Origin of the sequence: Pseudomonas sp. zfem002 (assembly GCF_032621685.1) — a bacterium.
GTDB lineage: Bacteria > Pseudomonadota > Gammaproteobacteria > Pseudomonadales > Pseudomonadaceae > Aquipseudomonas > Aquipseudomonas japonica.
The window spans coordinates 161,549-176,596 of sequence record NZ_JAVYJH010000011.1 but is presented as its reverse complement, the minus strand read 5'-3'; the positions used below and the strand labels follow the sequence as shown (position 1 = coordinate 176,596).

Here is a 15,048-nt window from a genome sequence, read left to right as displayed (position 1 = left end):
GCTGGTGGCTCGCGGGATGGCATGACGCCGATATGGAGCTCAATCATGAGACTCAAGCGAATGGCCCTCCAACGCCATCAGCGCCGGGCACAGATTCACTTGCCGCCTAGCGGCCTGACAGAACCAAAGGGGGATCCAGGCAATGAGAGCCGACCTACCCGGGCAGTTCGATCTGCCAATTCAGATTGCGCATCAAGCACCTCCGGAACCGGCAGGTAGCAAGGAAGACCTGGCCGAGCGCATCGCGATAGCTCTGGCCAAGTACGACGCGAGCCCGTCCTCGGCGCTCTGGATCGAAATTCAGGCCTGCGCCAAGGCCATCCTAAAGTAACACCGCCCCCAAAATCGCCGAATCCAGCCATGGAGGGCGGCGATCACCCTGGAGAAACAGATGAACCAAGCAAGTCAGCAAGTCATCGCCGCATCCGACCTTCCCGCGCTGGGCCAACCACTGCTCGGTGGCGTCTTCGCTGCCCGCTACTGGCTCAATGGCCAGGAACGCGCCCTGATCCTGCTCTCCGACGAATTCCAGGGAATCTGGGGTGAGTATGGCGTCGAGATCGCCGGCGCCAATAGCTACAGCGACGGCTACGCGAACACCGTCGCCATGGCCGAGGCCGGCAGCGTGATCGCGAAGAAAGTCTTGGCGCTGGACCTGCACATCCCGTCCTGTCTCGAAGGGCAGCTGCTGATGGCAGCCAAGGCTGAGGGCCTGGTGACCCTGCGGCATGATCGCTTCCACTGGCTGAGCACGCAGTACTCAGCCTACTACGCCTACGGCATGGGCTTTGAGACTGGCTGGCTCGTCAACTACGGCGAGGACGGCGAGCGTCTCGTGCGCCCCGTCCGCAGCCTCATTATCCAGTAATTCACCCCTTCATTCCTTTCCCTTGCAGGCGATTCCGGGTTCGTCAGGATGGCGATCAGACCAGAAGCGCGCCGGGAAGCGCCGGCCGCCTGCACCCCATTCAGCACAGAGGTCACCATGCAACTGATCACAGTCAGCAAAGGCGATACCCACCTCAGCACTCCAGATCCAGCTCTCGCGCTCCAGGTCCTGACAGGGCTTAGCGCCCAGCCGGTCAGCGTAGGGCTCTCCTCCGCGCCGCCGCTCGGTGAGCCATGGCCCGGCGAGGGCGGCGTGAATGGCGGTCTGTTCCAAGGTGGACCCAGGCCGTACTACCTGATCATCGCAACCGGCGCCGACGCCGAGGCGAGGCTGGAGTTCGGCAGCTACGGCGAAGAGTTCGACGGCGCAATGAGCCCGCACGACGGTATGACGAACACCGCCGACCTGGTCGAGACCGACAGCACCTACCCGGCCGCCCAGTTCTGCGCGAAGTTCGAGCGGGACGGGCACAAGGACTACTACCTGATTGCGCGGCGCGAAGCGTCTTTCCTCGAGGGCACAGTCCCGCAGACGTTCTCCAAGGGTGCCCACTGGACCAGCTCGCAGTACTCAGCCTACGGCGCCTACTACATGGCCTTTGAGGATGGCTGGCTCAGCCTCAACGTCAAGAGCCTCGAGCGTCTCGTGCGCCCCGTCCGCAGAAAATACTTCTGATACTTCACTTCTTCATTCATGGGCGCCTCGGCGCCCTCGCTTTTCGAGGATGCCAGGATGGCGATGCATACGGATTTGGAGATCCACAAGGTTGCTGAGGAATTGCTCGGGCTTGCGCTCGACCTGGTGCGAAACATCCCGCGCGATTTGAAACAGGTCGTGGGCTCGAAGATTCGTGACGAATGCCTGCAAGTGCTCGTACTGATCGGCCGGACGAACATGAGCCGGGACCGACTCAACCATCTCAATCAACTGCTCGAAAGCGTATGGATGCTGAACTACCTGCTGCGCGCCCTCACCAACAAGGGGTTCATCAGCAAGGGGCAGCACGCCACGGCAATGAAGCTCACGGCCTCAGTCGGCCGTCAGGCCAACGCCTGGAAGAAATCCGCAACCGCGCCCGCTGCTTGAGGGTTAAGGCCCTTCTGCCTGTGCGCTGAATCTGGTCGTGCCGCTGATCTGTGATCACCGCCATGCGCACCACGGAAACCGCCGACTCAGGTCGGAAGGTCCGGCGCAGTTACCGGGCTGAGAAATCGTCCCGGCGACGTAGATAGCACGACAGGTCGCAGTACTCAGCCAACAACGCCTACAACATGGACTTTGAGAATGGCTGGCTCAACAACAACGACAAGAACAACGAGCGTCTCGTGCGCCCCGTCCGCAGATTTACCCGTTGCGAGCTTTACCTTCGAGGAGCTGGCTCTTGCCTATTACGACTGCCGACGGCACAAGCGGAACACCGCAAGCGCCAGACGCTTCGAACAGAACATGGAAGCCAACCTCCTCGACCTATTCGACGAACTCCAGGCAGGAACCTACCGGCCTGGCCGCTCAATATGTTTCGTAGTCACACGGCCAAAGGCCAGAGAGGTATGGGCCGCAGACTTCCGCGACCGCATCGTCCACCACCTGCTGTACAACCGCATCGGACCGCGGATCGAAAGCAGCTTCATAGCGGACAGCTGCGCCTGTATCCCAGGGCGCGGCACGCTGTACGCCGCAAAGCGCCTTGAGGCGAAGGTTCGCAGCCAGACGCAGAACTGGAAGGTGTCGGGCTTCTACCTCAAGTGCGACCTTGCCAACTTCTTCGTGTCGATAGACAAGCGCGTGCTGGCCGACCAGCTAGAACGGCGGATCGCAGATCCGTGGTTTCGCGCCCTGGCACTGCAGGTGCTGTGGCATGACCCGCGCGAAGACTACGAGATACGCAGCCCGCGCCATCTGTTCAATCGCGTGCCGCAGCACAAGCAGCTCACGACGCAGCCGGCGCACCTTGGCCTGCCTATCGGCAACCTGTCGTCGCAGTTCTTCGCGAACGTGTATCTCGATGCGCTCGACCAGTTCTGCAAACACACGCTCAAGGTCCAGCACTACATTCGCTACGTCGACGACTTCGTGCTGCTGCATGAGTCGCCGCAGCAGTTGAACGAATGGCTGTTCCGGATCGAGCAGTTCCTGCCCGGGCTGGGCGTCAGACTCAACCCATCGAAGACCATCCTGCAACCGATCGACCGAGGCGTGGATTTCGTCGGGCACGTGATCAAGCCGTGGCGCCGCACGACGCGAAAGCGGTCAGTTGCCCAAGCGCTGAAGCGGACGGCAGAAGTACCGACTGAAAACCTGCGAGAGACGGCCAACAGCTACTTCGGCCTACTCAGCCAGGCAAGCCACAGCCAGAAAGACCGCGCCGCACTGGCAAACCTCGTCCTTCGCCGAGGGCACGTCGTCAACGGCGAACTCACCAAGACCTTTCCGAAACGCTGAATCGGAGCATCCAATGACCACAGCAATCGACCTATTCGCCGGCCTCGGCGGATGGAGTACCGGCGCGCGCGCCGCAGGCGTTCAGGTTCTCTGGGCGGCAAACCACTGGCCGGTGGCCGTTGAATGGCACAGCGCTAACCACCCCGACACGCAGCACGCCTGCCAAGACTTACACCAAGCGCGTTGGGAGCAGGTGCCGGCACACGACATCCTGCTCGCCTCGCCCTGCTGCCAAGGCCATGCCAAAGCCCGCGGCAAGAAGTCGGGCAACCCTGAGCATGATGCTTCGCGCTCGACGGCCTGGGCGCCGGTATCAGCTCTGGAGTTCCACCGGCCGCAGGCGGCTGTGATCGAGAACGTGCCAGAGTTCACCGACTGGGTGCTCTACCCAGCCTGGCTGCAAGCGGTGCAGGCCTTGGGGTATCAGGCGGCGCCGCACATCGTAGACTGTGCCGACCTGGGCGTACCACAGCACCGAGTGCGCCTGTTCATGGTCCTGACCCGCAGCAAGGCCCCGCTGATGTTGCAGCTGCCGCAGGAACGGCATGTGCCGGCAGCTAGCTTCCTCGACTTCAATAGCGGGCGTTGGTCGCAGATCGAGAAGGCGGGCCGCGCCCAAGCAACGCTCGACCGGGTGAGTAACGGCCGCCAGCGCTTTGGCGACCGGTTCATCATGCCCTACTACGGCAAGGGCTCCGGCACCACAGGCCGCGACATCAACCGGCCGATCGGCACCATAACCACCCTGGACCGCTGGGCCTTGGTCGATGGTGACCGCATGCGGATGCTTAGCGCCAGTGAGGCTCTGGCAGCCATGTCGTTCCCGGCGGACACCCTGCGCCCGGACAATCACCGGCTGACCATGCACATGGCCGGTAATGCGGTGCCGCCGCTGGCCGGCCAACGTGTCCTTGAGGCTTTACTTCAGGCAGCATGAATGGCTACGACTGAACAGCAACCATTGCAATATCTCCGTATGCCCAGATCGCAGATCCCACTATTGCCAGCCAGAAGATGTAGCGCCTGAGCTTATTTAGGGGCTCGATGAAGGACTTGCGTAGCTGATCAATTTTTTTTGAACCAAAGGCAGCCCGAGAGGAAAGCTTCGCAATGGCATTCGCCGTCTGCTCCTGAGCAGCGAACGCAAATATCGCAGTCACCGCACCGCTTCGCATAAACCAATCAGGATTGGTTCGGCTTTCTGGCATCAACAGTCCGAACCAGGCGCCTATCGGTATCACCACAGCGAGAACGGAAAGCAACGCTGCCAAACCAAGTGCCAGCCCTATCGACCAGCGACTGGGCTCTTTCGGCTCTTTAACGACCTTTTCTTCCACTGGCTTGCAATTCCCTACCATCCGAAACGGCGAAATATACGCGCCGAGGTATCCCCATGCCCACAGAAAACCGATCCAGCAATGTAGACATGGTCAGCGTTCCGCGCGAGCCGACCGAAGAAATGATCGTGGCCTTTGCCGAAGCCTGGTACTCGAAGCGCCAGACGATCGACGACCCGGATATGCTGGACGCTTACAAGGCGATGCTCGCCGTAGCGCCAGCCGAGCAGCACCAGGGCGAGCCGGTGGCGTATCAGCGGCGGTGCAAGACCGTGCATGAAGGCTCGCAGTGGCGGCATTGGATTGACTGCACGGAAGAGGATTACCGCAAGACTATCGACAATCCTGGCCCTACTTCGCGCGGGGTGATTCGCGAGGCGCGCAAGCTCTACACCCGCGCAGATGTTGGGGAGGTTGAGCGTCTGCGCGCCGAGTGCAGGGACCTGCGACTCCAGCTACGCGGGGCGGCCCACGTGGCAGATAGGTTGCGGAGATCTTGCCTTGGGCTGAGGCGGCAAGCGCTGGCTGAGCTTCTGGGGTATTTGTCCGGCTATTCCGCCAGCACAGAGCCGGGCGCGCTGGTTGAGCGCGATGAGCTTCCGCCGTTTGCCCTGAAGGTGCTGAAGAAGCTGCGCCGCACGCAGGAATGCTTCGAGGACAGCCAAGGCACCGATATTGGCCGCGATTGGCTCGATGTCCTGGTGAGGCTTGGGCTTATGAACAGAGTTCAGCGCAGCCCAGCATTGTGGGAAATCAGCGATGCTGGTGACGCACTCTTGGAAGCCCGCGCCGCCCTGGAGCGCAAGCCAGCCTGACAGGAGCACATCCGTACTCTTTCTGCTGTAACCCCTCTCCCCTCTATTCAACTGCCGCGATATGGCGGCCAAGGCGAAGCAATGTCTCAAGCAAAGGAACGCCCGATCCTGTTCAGCGGGCCGATGGTCCGCGCGATCCTGGAAGGCCGGAAGACGGTCACCCGACGCCCGATCAAGCCGAGCATGCGTGGCTTTGATGTTTCGTTCGAGCTTCACCAGCAGGACGATGGCTCTTGGCGCCCCATGCACACGTTCGACGAGAGCTGCATGGACGACCAAGGCACCGAGCATCCAATCGTCTGCCCATATGGCCAGCCAGGCGACCGCTTGTGGGTGCGCGAGGCGTGGGCGCACGTCAATGTGGCCCAAGCTCCCGGCGAAAGCTGGGTGGTCTATCGCGAATGCGACAACCGGACCGACTACGGTGGCCCCTGGAAGCCAAGCATCCACATGCGCCGGCGCGACAGCCGCATCCTGCTGGAGATCACCGACGTGCGTGTTGAGCGATTGCAGGACATCAGCGAGGACCAGGCTGAAGCCGAAGGGCCAGATCTGCCAATTGCTGAACACCTTGCTGCCGCTTGGGGCGTGCAGTTTCGGCGCCTTTGGGAGTCGATCAACGGCCATGAAGCCTGGGCCTCCAATCCCTGGGTCTGGGTCGTCGAGTTCAAGAGGATTCAACCATGACCCGCCTCCCCCTCTGCCTCCTGCTGCTGGCCACCGGCGCCAGCGCCCAGGAGAACGTCATCGACGTTCAGCACGACAGCCAGCGCGGCGTCACCTGCTGGATCTTGAACGGTGTCGGGATCAGCTGTATCCCCGACAGCCAGTTGCAGGCCGGCAACGAGCGCCAGCTCTCCCCGCACGAACAAGAAGACAACGGACCAACACCAGCCGGTGCCAATGCGCGCTGGAATGAAGAGAGGTATTCGCTGTGAGCCAGCTATCGAAAACAGTCGAGCTACCGATCAGCTGCGAGGTTGGCGGCAGAACTTGGAAGCTCTTCACCTTCGACTATCAAACCCCGGACGGCACCTTTAGCGGTTACCTGCATGCAATCTCAACAGAGCATGCCGCGGAGTTGTTGATGGACTTGAAAGCCACGGCGACTTTGAAGGGGGAAATGGTGGGGGTGATGCGATGAGTCTTTTCCAATGCTATGCCTGCGGATGTCGCGAGAACACAGCCACCTGTAATTTCTGGTCGCTCATGGAGGGCTCTTGGCGTGGAGCCCAAGCCCAGCCGTGGATGCTGTGCTCGGCGTGCGACCCAGCAATCGGCAAGTGGCATGACCAGCTCGAGCGCCTCTTCCTGCCGAAGGGCGAGTTCCGAACCAATGCTCAGGGCAACCTTGAGCACATTGCCACCGGTAAATCGGTACGCGAATTCCTGGGCGAGGTGTCGCCATGATCGCCCTCGCCTACATTGCCTACCACCTGTATCGGTGGCCGCGATGGACGAAGTGAGACTACACCAGGGCGACTGCCTGGAGGTGATGAAGTCGATTCCGGACGGCAGTGTGGACCTGGTTCTGGCCGACCTGCCCTACGGCACCACGCAGTGCGCCTGGGACGTTGTTATCCCTTTCGAGCCGCTGTGGGAGCAGTACCTGCGCATCGCCAAACCCAATGCCGCCATCGTGCTCTGCGCGGCCCAACCGTTCAGCTCGCTGGTGGTGGCCAGCAACCCGCGAGATTACCGCTACGAATGGATCTGGGAGAAGGGTAACGCCACCGGATTCCTAAATGCGAAGAAGCAGCCACTGCGGGCGCATGAGTCTGCGCAAGTCTTCTATCGGCGCCAGCCCGTGTACAGCCCGCAGATGACAACTGGTCACGAACGGCGCACCGCAAAGAGGAAGACGGTTAACTCCGAGTGCTACGGAAAGGCCCTGTCGCTCACCGAGTATGACTCGACTGATCGCTACCCGCGCTCGGTGCAGTTCTTCTCGAGCGACAAGCAGACTGCCAGCTATCACCCGACCCAGAAGCCGGTCGCCTGGATGCGATTCCTGATCGCCACCTATACCGATCAGGGGGGGGGTAGTGCTGGATAACACGATGGGCAGCGGCACAACCGGCGTTGCATGCATCGAGCTCGGCCGGACGTTCATCGGCATCGAGCAGGACGAAACTCACTTCGGCACCGCCCAGCGGCGGATCGTCGACGCCATCACCGCTCGCGACACCCCGGCAGCGCAGATCGAACTGTTCGAAGCGCGAGCTTAACCCCTCCCCCTACAACTCAAGCCCGCCGACATGCGCGGGCATGGAGAGCTATTGCCATGACAAAAGAAGAACTGGCTGCCCTACCAGAGAAAGTGCGCATTGCTATCGAGGCCGGCAAAGCAGCCGCCGCGGCATACCCCAACGACGGTGGCAGCGCCAATCTCGACCGCGTCGTGATCCCAGCACCCGGCCTGCGCGCCAGCCAACTGCCGACCCTTCCAGGCTACGTACAGAAGCGGACCGGATACCACCAACAGGGGATCCACCTCGACACGCCCTGGCCTGGTCAGGGTAACCAGCACAGTGCTGGGGTGCGGGCCATGCATAGCTCGCTTCAAGCTCAAGGCGTGGACTGCTACGTCTGGCACCAGCTCGATTGACCGACAGCCGCCGTCGGCGGCGTGGAGATCCATATGGAAACCGAGATCCTTTCGGACGAAGAGCTGGCCGAACTTACCGGCTACAAGCCCCGGGCGTGGCAACGCCGCTGGCTCAATGACCGCGGCTGGCATTACGTCGAGAGTCGCGGCGGGCGCCCGCTCGTAGGGCGCCAGTATGCCCGCCAGAAGCTGAGTGGTGCCGTACTTGAAATCGTTCCTGCAACACCGCCGCCACAGCCGCACCCCGCGTGGGTGCCTGACTTTTCTAGGGTGAAGTGAAATGCGACCCCGGAGCACTGAGAACCGCGACTTGCCACCTGGTGTCTACCGCCGCAAGCGCCCAAGAAAACACGGTCCGGCCTGGGTCGGATACTACTACCGAGACCAGAGCGGCAAGGAGATCCCTCTCGGCACCGACCTGACCAAGGCAAAAATGAAGTGGGCCGAGCTTGAGGCCAAGCGGCTTCCGGCCGAGCTGACAACCATGAAGGGCATCTTCGATGAGTACGAGAAGAAGATCATCCCAGGCAAGGCGCCGCGGACCCAGAAAGACAACATCTACGAGCTGAAGCAGCTCCGCGAGGTCTTCGATGAGGCGCCGATCGACGCGATCACACCTTCGATGATTGCCCAGTACCGAGACACCAGGTCAGCAAAGACTCGCGCAAACCGTGAGATCGCACTGCTCTCCCATGTCTTCAATACCGCGCGGGAATGGGGAGTGACAACAAGGGACAACCCATGCCTGGGCGTGCGGAAGAACAAGGAAAAGCCACGGGACTTTTATGCAAACGAAATCGTCTGGAAAGCCGTGTATGAGGAGGCGCCGCAAGAACTGAGAGAGGCAATGGACCTTGCCTACCTGTCCGGACAGCGACCGGCTGATGTGCTGGGCATGAGGAAAGACTTCAGGGAGGGGGTGTATCTGAGAACTACCCAAGGCAAGACGGGCAAGAAGTTGCGGATACTGCTGGAAGTCGACGGCGTACAGAATGCCCTGGGCGACCTGCTGGATCGGATCGAGCACAGGAACAGCCGTCACCTGTCGCCGTACTACATCCTGAACGACGATGGCAAGCGAATGAGCTGGGGGATGCTGCGCAATCGCTGGGCTGACGCGCGAGCGGCGGCGGCTGCAAAAGCCAGGGCCGAGAAAAAGACTGACTTGGCAAGCCAGATCGAGCTATTTCAGTTCAGGGACATCCGTCCAAAGGCAGCGTCTGAGATCGACAACCTGAGCGATGCCAGCACCCTGCTCGGGCACTCTGATGCAGAGATGACCGAGAGGGTTTACCGACGAGTGGGGGCTATCGCCAAACCTTCAAAATGACGAAGTTTCGGAACTACACCTAAAAAGTTTCGGAACTCTCGGGCTTTTCCGCCCAAACTAAAAAGCCCCGCAGACGTTAATCTGCGGGGCTTTGAATAGTGGAGGCCGAGGTCGGAATCGAACCGGCGTAGACGGATTTGCAATCCGGAGCATAACCACTTTGCTACTCGGCCTCATGAGTTTCGGAAATCCTTCGATCTCTCTAACTCTTTGAAAACGTTGAGGTTTTTATTTCTCGTCGCTTTCGATGGACGCCATTATGCGTGCATTCCCCCATGCTGGCAACCCCCTGATTTAAAAAAAGTTTCTGCCCGGAAGCAGGGGCGGTTCCGACATCGCGACCGCCCTGCCCCGCGGGTTGTCGTCAGGCGGCTTCGCGCTGGCCACTGCTGCGGCTGACTTCGAACAGACCGACCAGTTTCTGCAGTTTGTTGGCATTCAGGCGCACGGTCTCGGCGCTGGCGTGGAGGACGTTGACGGTCTGGTGCATCTCCAGCGAAGACTGGTCGACCTCCTTGATGGTCCGCCCGTAATCCAGGCTGCGCTGGTTGAGCTGCTGGATGATGCCGAACATGTTTTCCACGGCCTGGTGCAGTTGCACGTTCTCCGACGACGCCTGTTCGGCAAGGCCGAGGCTCTGGTCGACATTGTTCACCCCATCCTCCATGAAGCCGACGGCCTTGCGGGTTTCGCCCTGCAGGCTCTCGACGGTCAGGCGGATTTCCTCCGCCGCGTTGGAGGTCCGCGCGGCAAGGCTGCGGACTTCGTCGGCGACCACGGCGAAGCCTCGACCATGCTCGCCGGCCCGCGCCGCTTCGATGGCGGCATTGAGCGCCAGCAGATTGGTCTGGTTGGTGATGTCGCTGATCAGGTGGCTGATCTTGCCGATCTCGGCCATGCGACTATCGAGCAGTTGCACGCTGGCGGCGGAGCGTTCGACCACGTCGCGGATCGACTGGGTACCCTGCTGCACCGTGAGGAATTGCTCGCGGGCCCGCTCGACCACTTCGTCCATGGCCTGCTTCATCTGTTCGGCACCGGCGGAGGCCTGCTGGATTTCACCGAGCTGCTCTTCGACGATGACCATCATGCGGTGCACCGCTTCGGCCACTTCCATCGAGGTGCTGCTGGCCTTGCGGCTGCGTCCGAGCATCATCTGGTTGGTGGTGCCGACACTGTGACTGGCCTTGACCACCTGCCCCACCACCGAATCCAGGTGGTCGATGAAGCTGTTGATCCAGCGCCCCATGTCGCCGGTCTCGTCGTGGGCCATGCGCGAGGCATCCAGGCGCTGGCGCAGGTTGCCCTCACCCTCGGCGATGGTCCGGATGACTCCGGTCATTTCGTTGAGACGCGCGGCCAGGCGCTTCGGCCCGAGGGTGCTGAAGACCAGCGCGGCAACCAGCAGGCTGCCAGCCTCGCACAGGTCGATCAGGTGCTGCGGCAGGCCACTGTAGTGCTGCACGGCATAGTTGCAACTGAACAGGCCGAGCATGGTCGCGAGGTAAGGCTTCATCAGGCCGTAGCTGAGCGAGCGGCGGCGGTAGACCTCTTCCAGGTCGGCCTCGCACATCATCCCCCAGCGATCCGGCGAGCCCGGCAACTGGAAGGTCACGCCCTTGCCCACCACCGGGATATGCCGATAGTCGGAGTAGCCCGGATAGGTGACGAACAGGTTCGAGCCGTTGCGGATGGTTTCGCGCACGCCGGGGTGCAGTTGCTGGGTCGCCGGGTCGGTGAAGCGCAGTTCCAGTTCGGTATGGCGCTGCACCTGCACGGTCTTCCACGGCGTATGCACGCCGCTCTTGAGGTTTTCCCCGTGGCTGAAGGTGCCGTCCTCGAACCGCGAGCGCGACAGCGCCACCCCCGGCTGCAGGTTGCGATCGAAGCGCGACTGCACCATGAACAGGTAGTTGTCCCCCGACTCGGCGAAGATGTGCCCGGCCTCGCGCTGGATCAGGTCGCCGAGCACGTCGTTGGGCACCCGCCCGCACAGACAGCCGACGGCCTTGCCACCCACCTTCAGCGGCTGATGGAACATCAGCGTGACTTCGTCATGGAAGCGCGACGAGGAAGGACCGATGGCCAGGGTCAACGGATCGCTGTAGGGGCCATGGAGAAACGGCGCCTTCAGGCCCTCGGCCAGCGCCGCCGGATTGATCGTGCGCGGCTGCTGGCCGCTCCAGGTCGAGGCCAGCAGCTTGCCATTGACATCGACGACGAACAGCTCGGAAAAGTCCTCGGCCTGTTGCAGTTTCTCCTGCAGGGCCTGGACATCGACGGCACTCGGATCACCCAGCCCCTGAGCCAGTTCGGCGAGATGCTCCCACTGCTCCAGGGCCCAGCTGTTGAGCAGCTTGACCCGGGTTTCGGCGATGGCTTCGAAGGTCTGCTCGATGACCGGATAAGCCGAGCGGTTGACCCGACAGGCCCAGCCCATGGCCAATTTGCCGGTCTTGCCGAACCAGGGCAGCCAGCGTCGTTCTTCACCCGACAAGTGCATGGAGTTGCTTGATAGCGACATAGACCTCTCCAACGGCGACATTTCAATGTCTTTCAAGAGGCAACTACCAGGCCAAGAGGAAAGCTAGCTAACGAATTGATCGAGAAAAATGGCTTTTTGCCACGGCGCGCGGCTCAACCCACCCGAAGCAGGATCGCGATCGCCCCAAACCGGGGCGCATCAAGGGCGGCGTTCGCCATTACGGTGCACCGCGCGACCTGTCTAGCTCGCGGCCAAGACCCAGTCCGAGGCACGCCGGCTGTACTCGGTTGGCTGGCTCGCCAGCCGTGGCTCGCGCAGGATGAACAGGCCAAGCTGCGCCGCCCGGGCGATGGCCGCCACCTTGTTCTGCACACCGAGTTTGACGATGGCATTGCGGGTGTGAAAATTCACCGTCGACTCCGACAGGTTCAGGATGTCGGCAACCTCCTCGGCGGTCTTGCCGATGGCCGACCAGCGCAGCACTTCGATTTCCCGGCAGGTCAGGCTCAATGCCGCGATCTTGCGCTTGAGTTCCTCGACCTGGTTCATGTGGATCAGGTTGCACAGCAACAGCACTTGCCCCGCCTTCTCGTACCATTCCTCGGCGCCGATCGGCCCCGTCTGACGGGCCACATCGAGGATGCTGAAGACCCCTTCCGAATGCGAGCCCTGCGACCAGCCATGGCAGAGCCCGAACGTCTGGGCGTCCTCCCACAGGCCCGGGGCGCAGCGGAAGAACTCTTCGTTCCAGGCGATCGGCAGGATCGAGCGTCGACAGTGATCGATGCGTGGATCGACCTCGATGTAATGCCTGGACCGGTAGTTCTGGTTCCAGCCCACCGGCCAGGTGCTCCAGAGCAGTGGTCGCGGATCGAAGCTGGTCCAGCAGGAGAATCCGAAGAAATCGAACCCCAGCTGCACGACCAGGTCGTGCAGGGTAGCGAAGCGAAGATGGGGGGAGACTTCTCGTGCCAAAACATGCAGAACGTCGGCACTGAACGGCATGATGCACCTCTTGTAATAAGCGCTGGTATCCCTCCCAGACGCGCTTTTGGGTGGCAGACAATCCGTGGTAACAAGTTGAGGCTAATGGCCGGAAAAAGCTCCGGCAACAGGCTTTTAGGGTTATATCGAAAGGATGTTTTCTGCCGGAGAAAGGCTCTGCGGCAAGGGTTTCAGCGGTATTGCCGAGCGCTGCCGGCTATCTGCGAGGAGGAACTTTCTTTCGCCCGGCGCTGTCCGCGCGCTGGCGCTGCGGGGGCCTGTTGCACCCGGCAGACCGGGCCTGCGAACAGGCCCGGGTCGCCTCAGACCTTGAACCTGGAAATCATCATGTTCAGCTCCACCGCCAGGCGCGACAGCTCCTGGCTCGCCGCGTTGGTCTGGTTGGCCCCCGCCGACGTCTGCATCGACAGGTCGCGGATATTCACCAGGTTGCGGTCCACTTCCCGCGCCACCGAGGCCTGCTCTTCCGAGGCGCTGGCGATGACCAGGTTGCGTTCGTTGATCGCGGCGATGGCATCGGCGATGACCTTCAGCGCTTCGTCCGCGGCCTGGGCCACCACCAGGGTCTGGCTGGCCTGGCTCTGGCTGCTGTGCATGGTGCTGACCGCGCGGTGGGTCCCGGCCTGCACCCCGCCGATCATCTGCTCGATTTCCTCGGTGGACTGCTGGGTGCGATGGGCCAGGGCGCGGACTTCGTCGGCGACCACGGCGAAACCACGACCCGCCTCGCCGGCGCGCGCGGCCTCGATGGCGGCGTTGAGCGCGAGCAGATTGGTCTGGTCGGCGATGGAACCGATCACGTCGAGCACGCGGCTGATGTCGTTGACATGGTTGGCCAGGTCCTCGACTTCCTGCGCGGTGTCGCCGACATCGCTGACCAGGCTCTGGATCGAGGCCAGCGCCTGATCCACCTGGGCACGGCCATGCTGGGTGGTGTCGTCGGCGCGACGCGAGGCATCGGAGGTGGTCACCGCGTTGCTGGCGACCTCCTCGACGGCGGCGGTCATCTCGTTCACCGCGGTGGCCGCCTGCTCGATCTCGGCGCTCTGCTGCAGCAGGCCGCGGCTGGTGTCGTCGGTCACCGCGTGCAGCTCCTCGGAGGCCGACGCCAGGCGGTCGGAGGACTCGGCAATCTGCCGCAGGGTGACGCGCAGGCGTTCCTGCATGGTGCGCATGGACTCCAGCAGCAGCGCCGGCTCGTCCTTGCCGACCACGTTGATTTCCTGGGTCAGGTCGCCATGGGACACGCGATCGGCCACCACCACCGCTTCATGCAGGGGCAGGACGATGCTGCGGGTCAGCACCGCGGCGATGGCGATCATCGCCAGCAGAATGACCACCAGGGTCACCGCCATGATCACCACCGCGCGGTCGTAGGCTTCGCCGCTGACCTTGCCCGACTCCAGCAGGCCGTCGTAGTTGTAGCGGATCAGGTTGCTCAGGTCGTTCATCATGCTGTCGGCATGGGCGACGATCGGGCCGTTGAGCAGATCGGTGGCCTGGTCCGGATGATCGGCGCGCACCGCATCCAGCAGCTTGCCCTGCTCGACCGCGTACTGCCCGTAGGAGGCGGTGAAGGCCTCGAACAGCTCGCGGTTGCGCGGGCTGCCGATGCTGCCTTCGTAGAACTTCAGGTTGCCGCTGATCTCGCCCTGGCGCTGGGTGATCAACTCCAGGGTGCGCTGGCGTTCCTGCGGGTCGCGCTGCAGGATCGAGCGCAAGGTCAGGGCACGCACCCGGCCCAGCGCCAGGCCGACCTCGGCCAGCGCGTGGCTGCCGGGCTGCCAGTAGCCGGTGATCTTCTTGGTCGAGGAGTCCATTTTCTCGGCTTCGAAAATCGCGACGCCGCCCAACAGCAGTACGAGCACCGCCAGGATTGCAAAGGCAAAACCGGCTCTGGCGCCAATGGAGAGATTTCTGACCCGCATCGAGCGTTCCTCAAATACCGGCCTGGCTATGGTCGTGGTCGAGCCAGGCGGACTAAGCCTTTAGCCTCCGGCAGGGGGAGACCGTATTGCGCACAAGGGGGTGTTCGCCACTACGCGCGGAGGGCCTTCGGGAGGTCCGCGGCGTGGTCATTTTTAGTTGGCTGGAAGCCTGTAAAACCGCAGGGATTGTAGGTTAATAGCGAAATGAT

The 15,048-nt window shown here is 62.2% G+C and carries 20 protein-coding genes, 1 tRNA gene and 1 pseudogene; 16 read left to right on the top strand and 6 right to left on the bottom strand.

Annotated features, from left to right (window positions below):
* Nucleotides 1-142 precede the first annotated feature (142 nt).
* The 6 genes from RTI28_RS14925 (at nucleotide 143) to RTI28_RS14900 (ending at nucleotide 4,268) form a co-directional block, all read left to right on the top strand.
* Nucleotides 143-331 (top strand): hypothetical protein, encoded by a 189-nt coding sequence (locus RTI28_RS14925; RefSeq protein ID WP_316921142.1) that lies wholly within the window; start codon nucleotides 143-145, stop codon nucleotides 329-331.
* A gap of 60 nt (nucleotides 332-391) precedes the next feature.
* Nucleotides 392-868 (top strand): hypothetical protein, encoded by a 477-nt coding sequence (locus RTI28_RS14920; protein ID WP_316921141.1) that lies wholly within the window; start codon nucleotides 392-394, stop codon nucleotides 866-868.
* A 117-nt stretch (nucleotides 869-985) separates the two neighbouring features.
* Nucleotides 986-1,564, top strand: a complete 579-nt coding sequence (locus RTI28_RS14915; RefSeq protein ID WP_316921140.1) for a DUF1566 domain-containing protein — start codon at nucleotides 986-988, stop codon at nucleotides 1,562-1,564.
* Nucleotides 1,565-1,621: 57 nt separating this feature from the next.
* A complete protein-coding gene (locus RTI28_RS14910; protein ID WP_316921139.1) occupies nucleotides 1,622-1,975 on the top strand; it encodes a four helix bundle protein in 354 nt (117 codons plus the stop codon).
* A gap of 198 nt (nucleotides 1,976-2,173) precedes the next feature.
* Complete coding sequence (locus tag RTI28_RS14905; RefSeq protein ID WP_316921138.1) at nucleotides 2,174-3,331, top strand: RNA-directed DNA polymerase; 1,158 nt, start codon at nucleotides 2,174-2,176, stop codon at nucleotides 3,329-3,331.
* Between the two features lie 13 nt (nucleotides 3,332-3,344).
* Complete coding sequence (locus RTI28_RS14900; protein WP_316921137.1) at nucleotides 3,345-4,268, top strand: DNA cytosine methyltransferase; 924 nt, start codon at nucleotides 3,345-3,347, stop codon at nucleotides 4,266-4,268.
* A 4-nt stretch (nucleotides 4,269-4,272) separates the two neighbouring features.
* Here RTI28_RS14900 and RTI28_RS14895 read toward each other — a convergent pair whose 3' ends face one another.
* Nucleotides 4,273-4,668, bottom strand: coding sequence for a hypothetical protein (locus RTI28_RS14895; protein ID WP_316921136.1), 396 nt, complete (start codon nucleotides 4,666-4,668; stop codon nucleotides 4,273-4,275).
* A 56-nt stretch (nucleotides 4,669-4,724) separates the two neighbouring features.
* On the opposite strand from RTI28_RS14895, the gene RTI28_RS14890 reads away from it, so the two are divergent.
* From RTI28_RS14890 to RTI28_RS14845, 10 genes are all read left to right on the top strand, one after another.
* A complete protein-coding gene (locus RTI28_RS14890; protein WP_316921135.1) occupies nucleotides 4,725-5,483 on the top strand; it encodes a hypothetical protein in 759 nt (252 codons plus the stop codon).
* Between the two features lie 81 nt (nucleotides 5,484-5,564).
* On the top strand, nucleotides 5,565-6,170 hold the full coding sequence (locus tag RTI28_RS14885) for a hypothetical protein (protein ID WP_316921134.1): 606 nt from the start codon (nucleotides 5,565-5,567) through the stop codon (nucleotides 6,168-6,170).
* Complete coding sequence (locus RTI28_RS14880) at nucleotides 6,167-6,421, top strand: hypothetical protein (RefSeq protein WP_316921133.1); 255 nt, start codon at nucleotides 6,167-6,169, stop codon at nucleotides 6,419-6,421. Before RTI28_RS14885 ends, RTI28_RS14880 begins: the two co-directional genes overlap by 4 nt.
* Entirely contained in the window at nucleotides 6,418-6,627 is a 210-nt protein-coding gene (locus RTI28_RS14875) for a hypothetical protein (RefSeq protein ID WP_316921132.1), read from the top strand. Before RTI28_RS14880 ends, RTI28_RS14875 begins: the two co-directional genes overlap by 4 nt.
* Nucleotides 6,624-6,893, top strand: a complete 270-nt coding sequence (locus tag RTI28_RS14870) for a hypothetical protein (RefSeq protein WP_316921131.1) — start codon at nucleotides 6,624-6,626, stop codon at nucleotides 6,891-6,893. The genes RTI28_RS14875 and RTI28_RS14870 overlap by 4 nt, the downstream gene beginning before the upstream one ends.
* Before the next feature lie 43 nt (nucleotides 6,894-6,936).
* Nucleotides 6,937-7,539 carry a DNA methyltransferase gene (locus tag RTI28_RS14865; protein ID WP_316921130.1) on the top strand — a complete coding sequence of 201 codons (603 nt, stop codon included), beginning with the start codon at nucleotides 6,937-6,939 and terminating at the stop codon, nucleotides 7,537-7,539.
* A gap of 4 nt (nucleotides 7,540-7,543) precedes the next feature.
* The gene (locus RTI28_RS14860; protein ID WP_316921129.1) at nucleotides 7,544-7,711 is read left to right on the top strand and encodes a DNA methyltransferase; all 168 of its coding nucleotides are present in this window, start codon (nucleotides 7,544-7,546) and stop codon (nucleotides 7,709-7,711) included.
* Between the two features lie 56 nt (nucleotides 7,712-7,767).
* The gene (locus RTI28_RS14855) at nucleotides 7,768-8,091 is read left to right on the top strand and encodes a hypothetical protein (protein ID WP_316921128.1); all 324 of its coding nucleotides are present in this window, start codon (nucleotides 7,768-7,770) and stop codon (nucleotides 8,089-8,091) included.
* Nucleotides 8,092-8,124: 33 nt separating this feature from the next.
* Nucleotides 8,125-8,370, top strand: a complete 246-nt coding sequence (locus RTI28_RS14850) for a DUF4224 domain-containing protein (protein ID WP_316921127.1) — start codon at nucleotides 8,125-8,127, stop codon at nucleotides 8,368-8,370.
* A gap of 1 nt (nucleotide 8,371) precedes the next feature.
* Nucleotides 8,372-9,421: a tyrosine-type recombinase/integrase gene (locus tag RTI28_RS14845; RefSeq protein WP_316921126.1), complete on the top strand. Its 1,050-nt coding sequence runs from the start codon at nucleotides 8,372-8,374 to the stop codon at nucleotides 9,419-9,421.
* A gap of 99 nt (nucleotides 9,422-9,520) precedes the next feature.
* Here RTI28_RS14845 and RTI28_RS14840 read toward each other — a convergent pair.
* The 5 genes and pseudogenes from RTI28_RS14840 to RTI28_RS30345 form a co-directional block, all read right to left on the bottom strand.
* Nucleotides 9,521-9,594 (bottom strand) — tRNA-Cys (locus RTI28_RS14840).
* Between the two features lie 191 nt (nucleotides 9,595-9,785).
* Nucleotides 9,786-10,436, bottom strand: a complete 651-nt coding sequence (locus RTI28_RS30355; RefSeq protein ID WP_410478994.1) for a methyl-accepting chemotaxis protein — start codon at nucleotides 10,434-10,436, stop codon at nucleotides 9,786-9,788.
* 1,710 nt (nucleotides 10,437-12,146) lie between these two features.
* Complete coding sequence (locus RTI28_RS14830; RefSeq protein WP_316921124.1) at nucleotides 12,147-12,911, bottom strand: autoinducer binding domain-containing protein; 765 nt, start codon at nucleotides 12,909-12,911, stop codon at nucleotides 12,147-12,149.
* 302 nt (nucleotides 12,912-13,213) lie between these two features.
* Nucleotides 13,214-14,077 (bottom strand): methyl-accepting chemotaxis protein, encoded by an 864-nt coding sequence (locus RTI28_RS30350; protein ID WP_410478993.1) that lies wholly within the window; start codon nucleotides 14,075-14,077, stop codon nucleotides 13,214-13,216.
* Nucleotides 14,072-14,839 (bottom strand): annotated as a pseudogene (locus RTI28_RS30345) (MCP four helix bundle domain-containing protein); the annotation flags it as partial. The gene RTI28_RS30350 and the pseudogene RTI28_RS30345, both read right to left, overlap by 6 nt.
* Nucleotides 14,840-15,048 lie beyond the last annotated feature (209 nt).

What these genes read in the sequence shown, in the direction of transcription:
- RTI28_RS14925 (WP_316921142.1), top strand. Translation starts at nt 143, where the DNA reads ATGAGAGCCGACCTACCCGGGCAGTTCGATCTGCCAATTCAGATTGCG.
- RTI28_RS14920 (WP_316921141.1), top strand. Translation starts at nt 392, where the DNA reads ATGAACCAAGCAAGTCAGCAAGTCATCGCCGCATCCGACCTTCCCGCG.
- RTI28_RS14915 (WP_316921140.1), top strand. Translation starts at nt 986, where the DNA reads ATGCAACTGATCACAGTCAGCAAAGGCGATACCCACCTCAGCACTCCA.
- RTI28_RS14910 (WP_316921139.1), top strand. Translation starts at nt 1,622, where the DNA reads ATGGCGATGCATACGGATTTGGAGATCCACAAGGTTGCTGAGGAATTG.
- RTI28_RS14905 (WP_316921138.1), top strand. Translation starts at nt 2,174, where the DNA reads ATGGCTGGCTCAACAACAACGACAAGAACAACGAGCGTCTCGTGCGCC.
- RTI28_RS14900 (WP_316921137.1), top strand. Translation starts at nt 3,345, where the DNA reads ATGACCACAGCAATCGACCTATTCGCCGGCCTCGGCGGATGGAGTACC.
- RTI28_RS14890 (WP_316921135.1), top strand. Translation starts at nt 4,725, where the DNA reads ATGCCCACAGAAAACCGATCCAGCAATGTAGACATGGTCAGCGTTCCG.
- RTI28_RS14885 (WP_316921134.1), top strand. Translation starts at nt 5,565, where the DNA reads ATGTCTCAAGCAAAGGAACGCCCGATCCTGTTCAGCGGGCCGATGGTC.
- RTI28_RS14880 (WP_316921133.1), top strand. Translation starts at nt 6,167, where the DNA reads ATGACCCGCCTCCCCCTCTGCCTCCTGCTGCTGGCCACCGGCGCCAGC.
- RTI28_RS14870 (WP_316921131.1), top strand. Translation starts at nt 6,624, where the DNA reads ATGAGTCTTTTCCAATGCTATGCCTGCGGATGTCGCGAGAACACAGCC.
- RTI28_RS14865 (WP_316921130.1), top strand. Translation starts at nt 6,937, where the DNA reads ATGGACGAAGTGAGACTACACCAGGGCGACTGCCTGGAGGTGATGAAG.
- RTI28_RS14860 (WP_316921129.1), top strand. Translation starts at nt 7,544, where the DNA reads ATGGGCAGCGGCACAACCGGCGTTGCATGCATCGAGCTCGGCCGGACG.
- RTI28_RS14855 (WP_316921128.1), top strand. Translation starts at nt 7,768, where the DNA reads ATGACAAAAGAAGAACTGGCTGCCCTACCAGAGAAAGTGCGCATTGCT.
- RTI28_RS14850 (WP_316921127.1), top strand. Translation starts at nt 8,125, where the DNA reads ATGGAAACCGAGATCCTTTCGGACGAAGAGCTGGCCGAACTTACCGGC.
- RTI28_RS14845 (WP_316921126.1), top strand. Translation starts at nt 8,372, where the DNA reads ATGCGACCCCGGAGCACTGAGAACCGCGACTTGCCACCTGGTGTCTAC.
- RTI28_RS30355 (WP_410478994.1), bottom strand. Translation starts at nt 10,436, where the DNA reads ATGGACGAAGTGGTCGAGCGGGCCCGCGAGCAATTCCTCACGGTGCAG.
- RTI28_RS14830 (WP_316921124.1), bottom strand. Translation starts at nt 12,911, where the DNA reads ATGCCGTTCAGTGCCGACGTTCTGCATGTTTTGGCACGAGAAGTCTCC.
- RTI28_RS30350 (WP_410478993.1), bottom strand. Translation starts at nt 14,077, where the DNA reads ATGCAGGAACGCCTGCGCGTCACCCTGCGGCAGATTGCCGAGTCCTCC.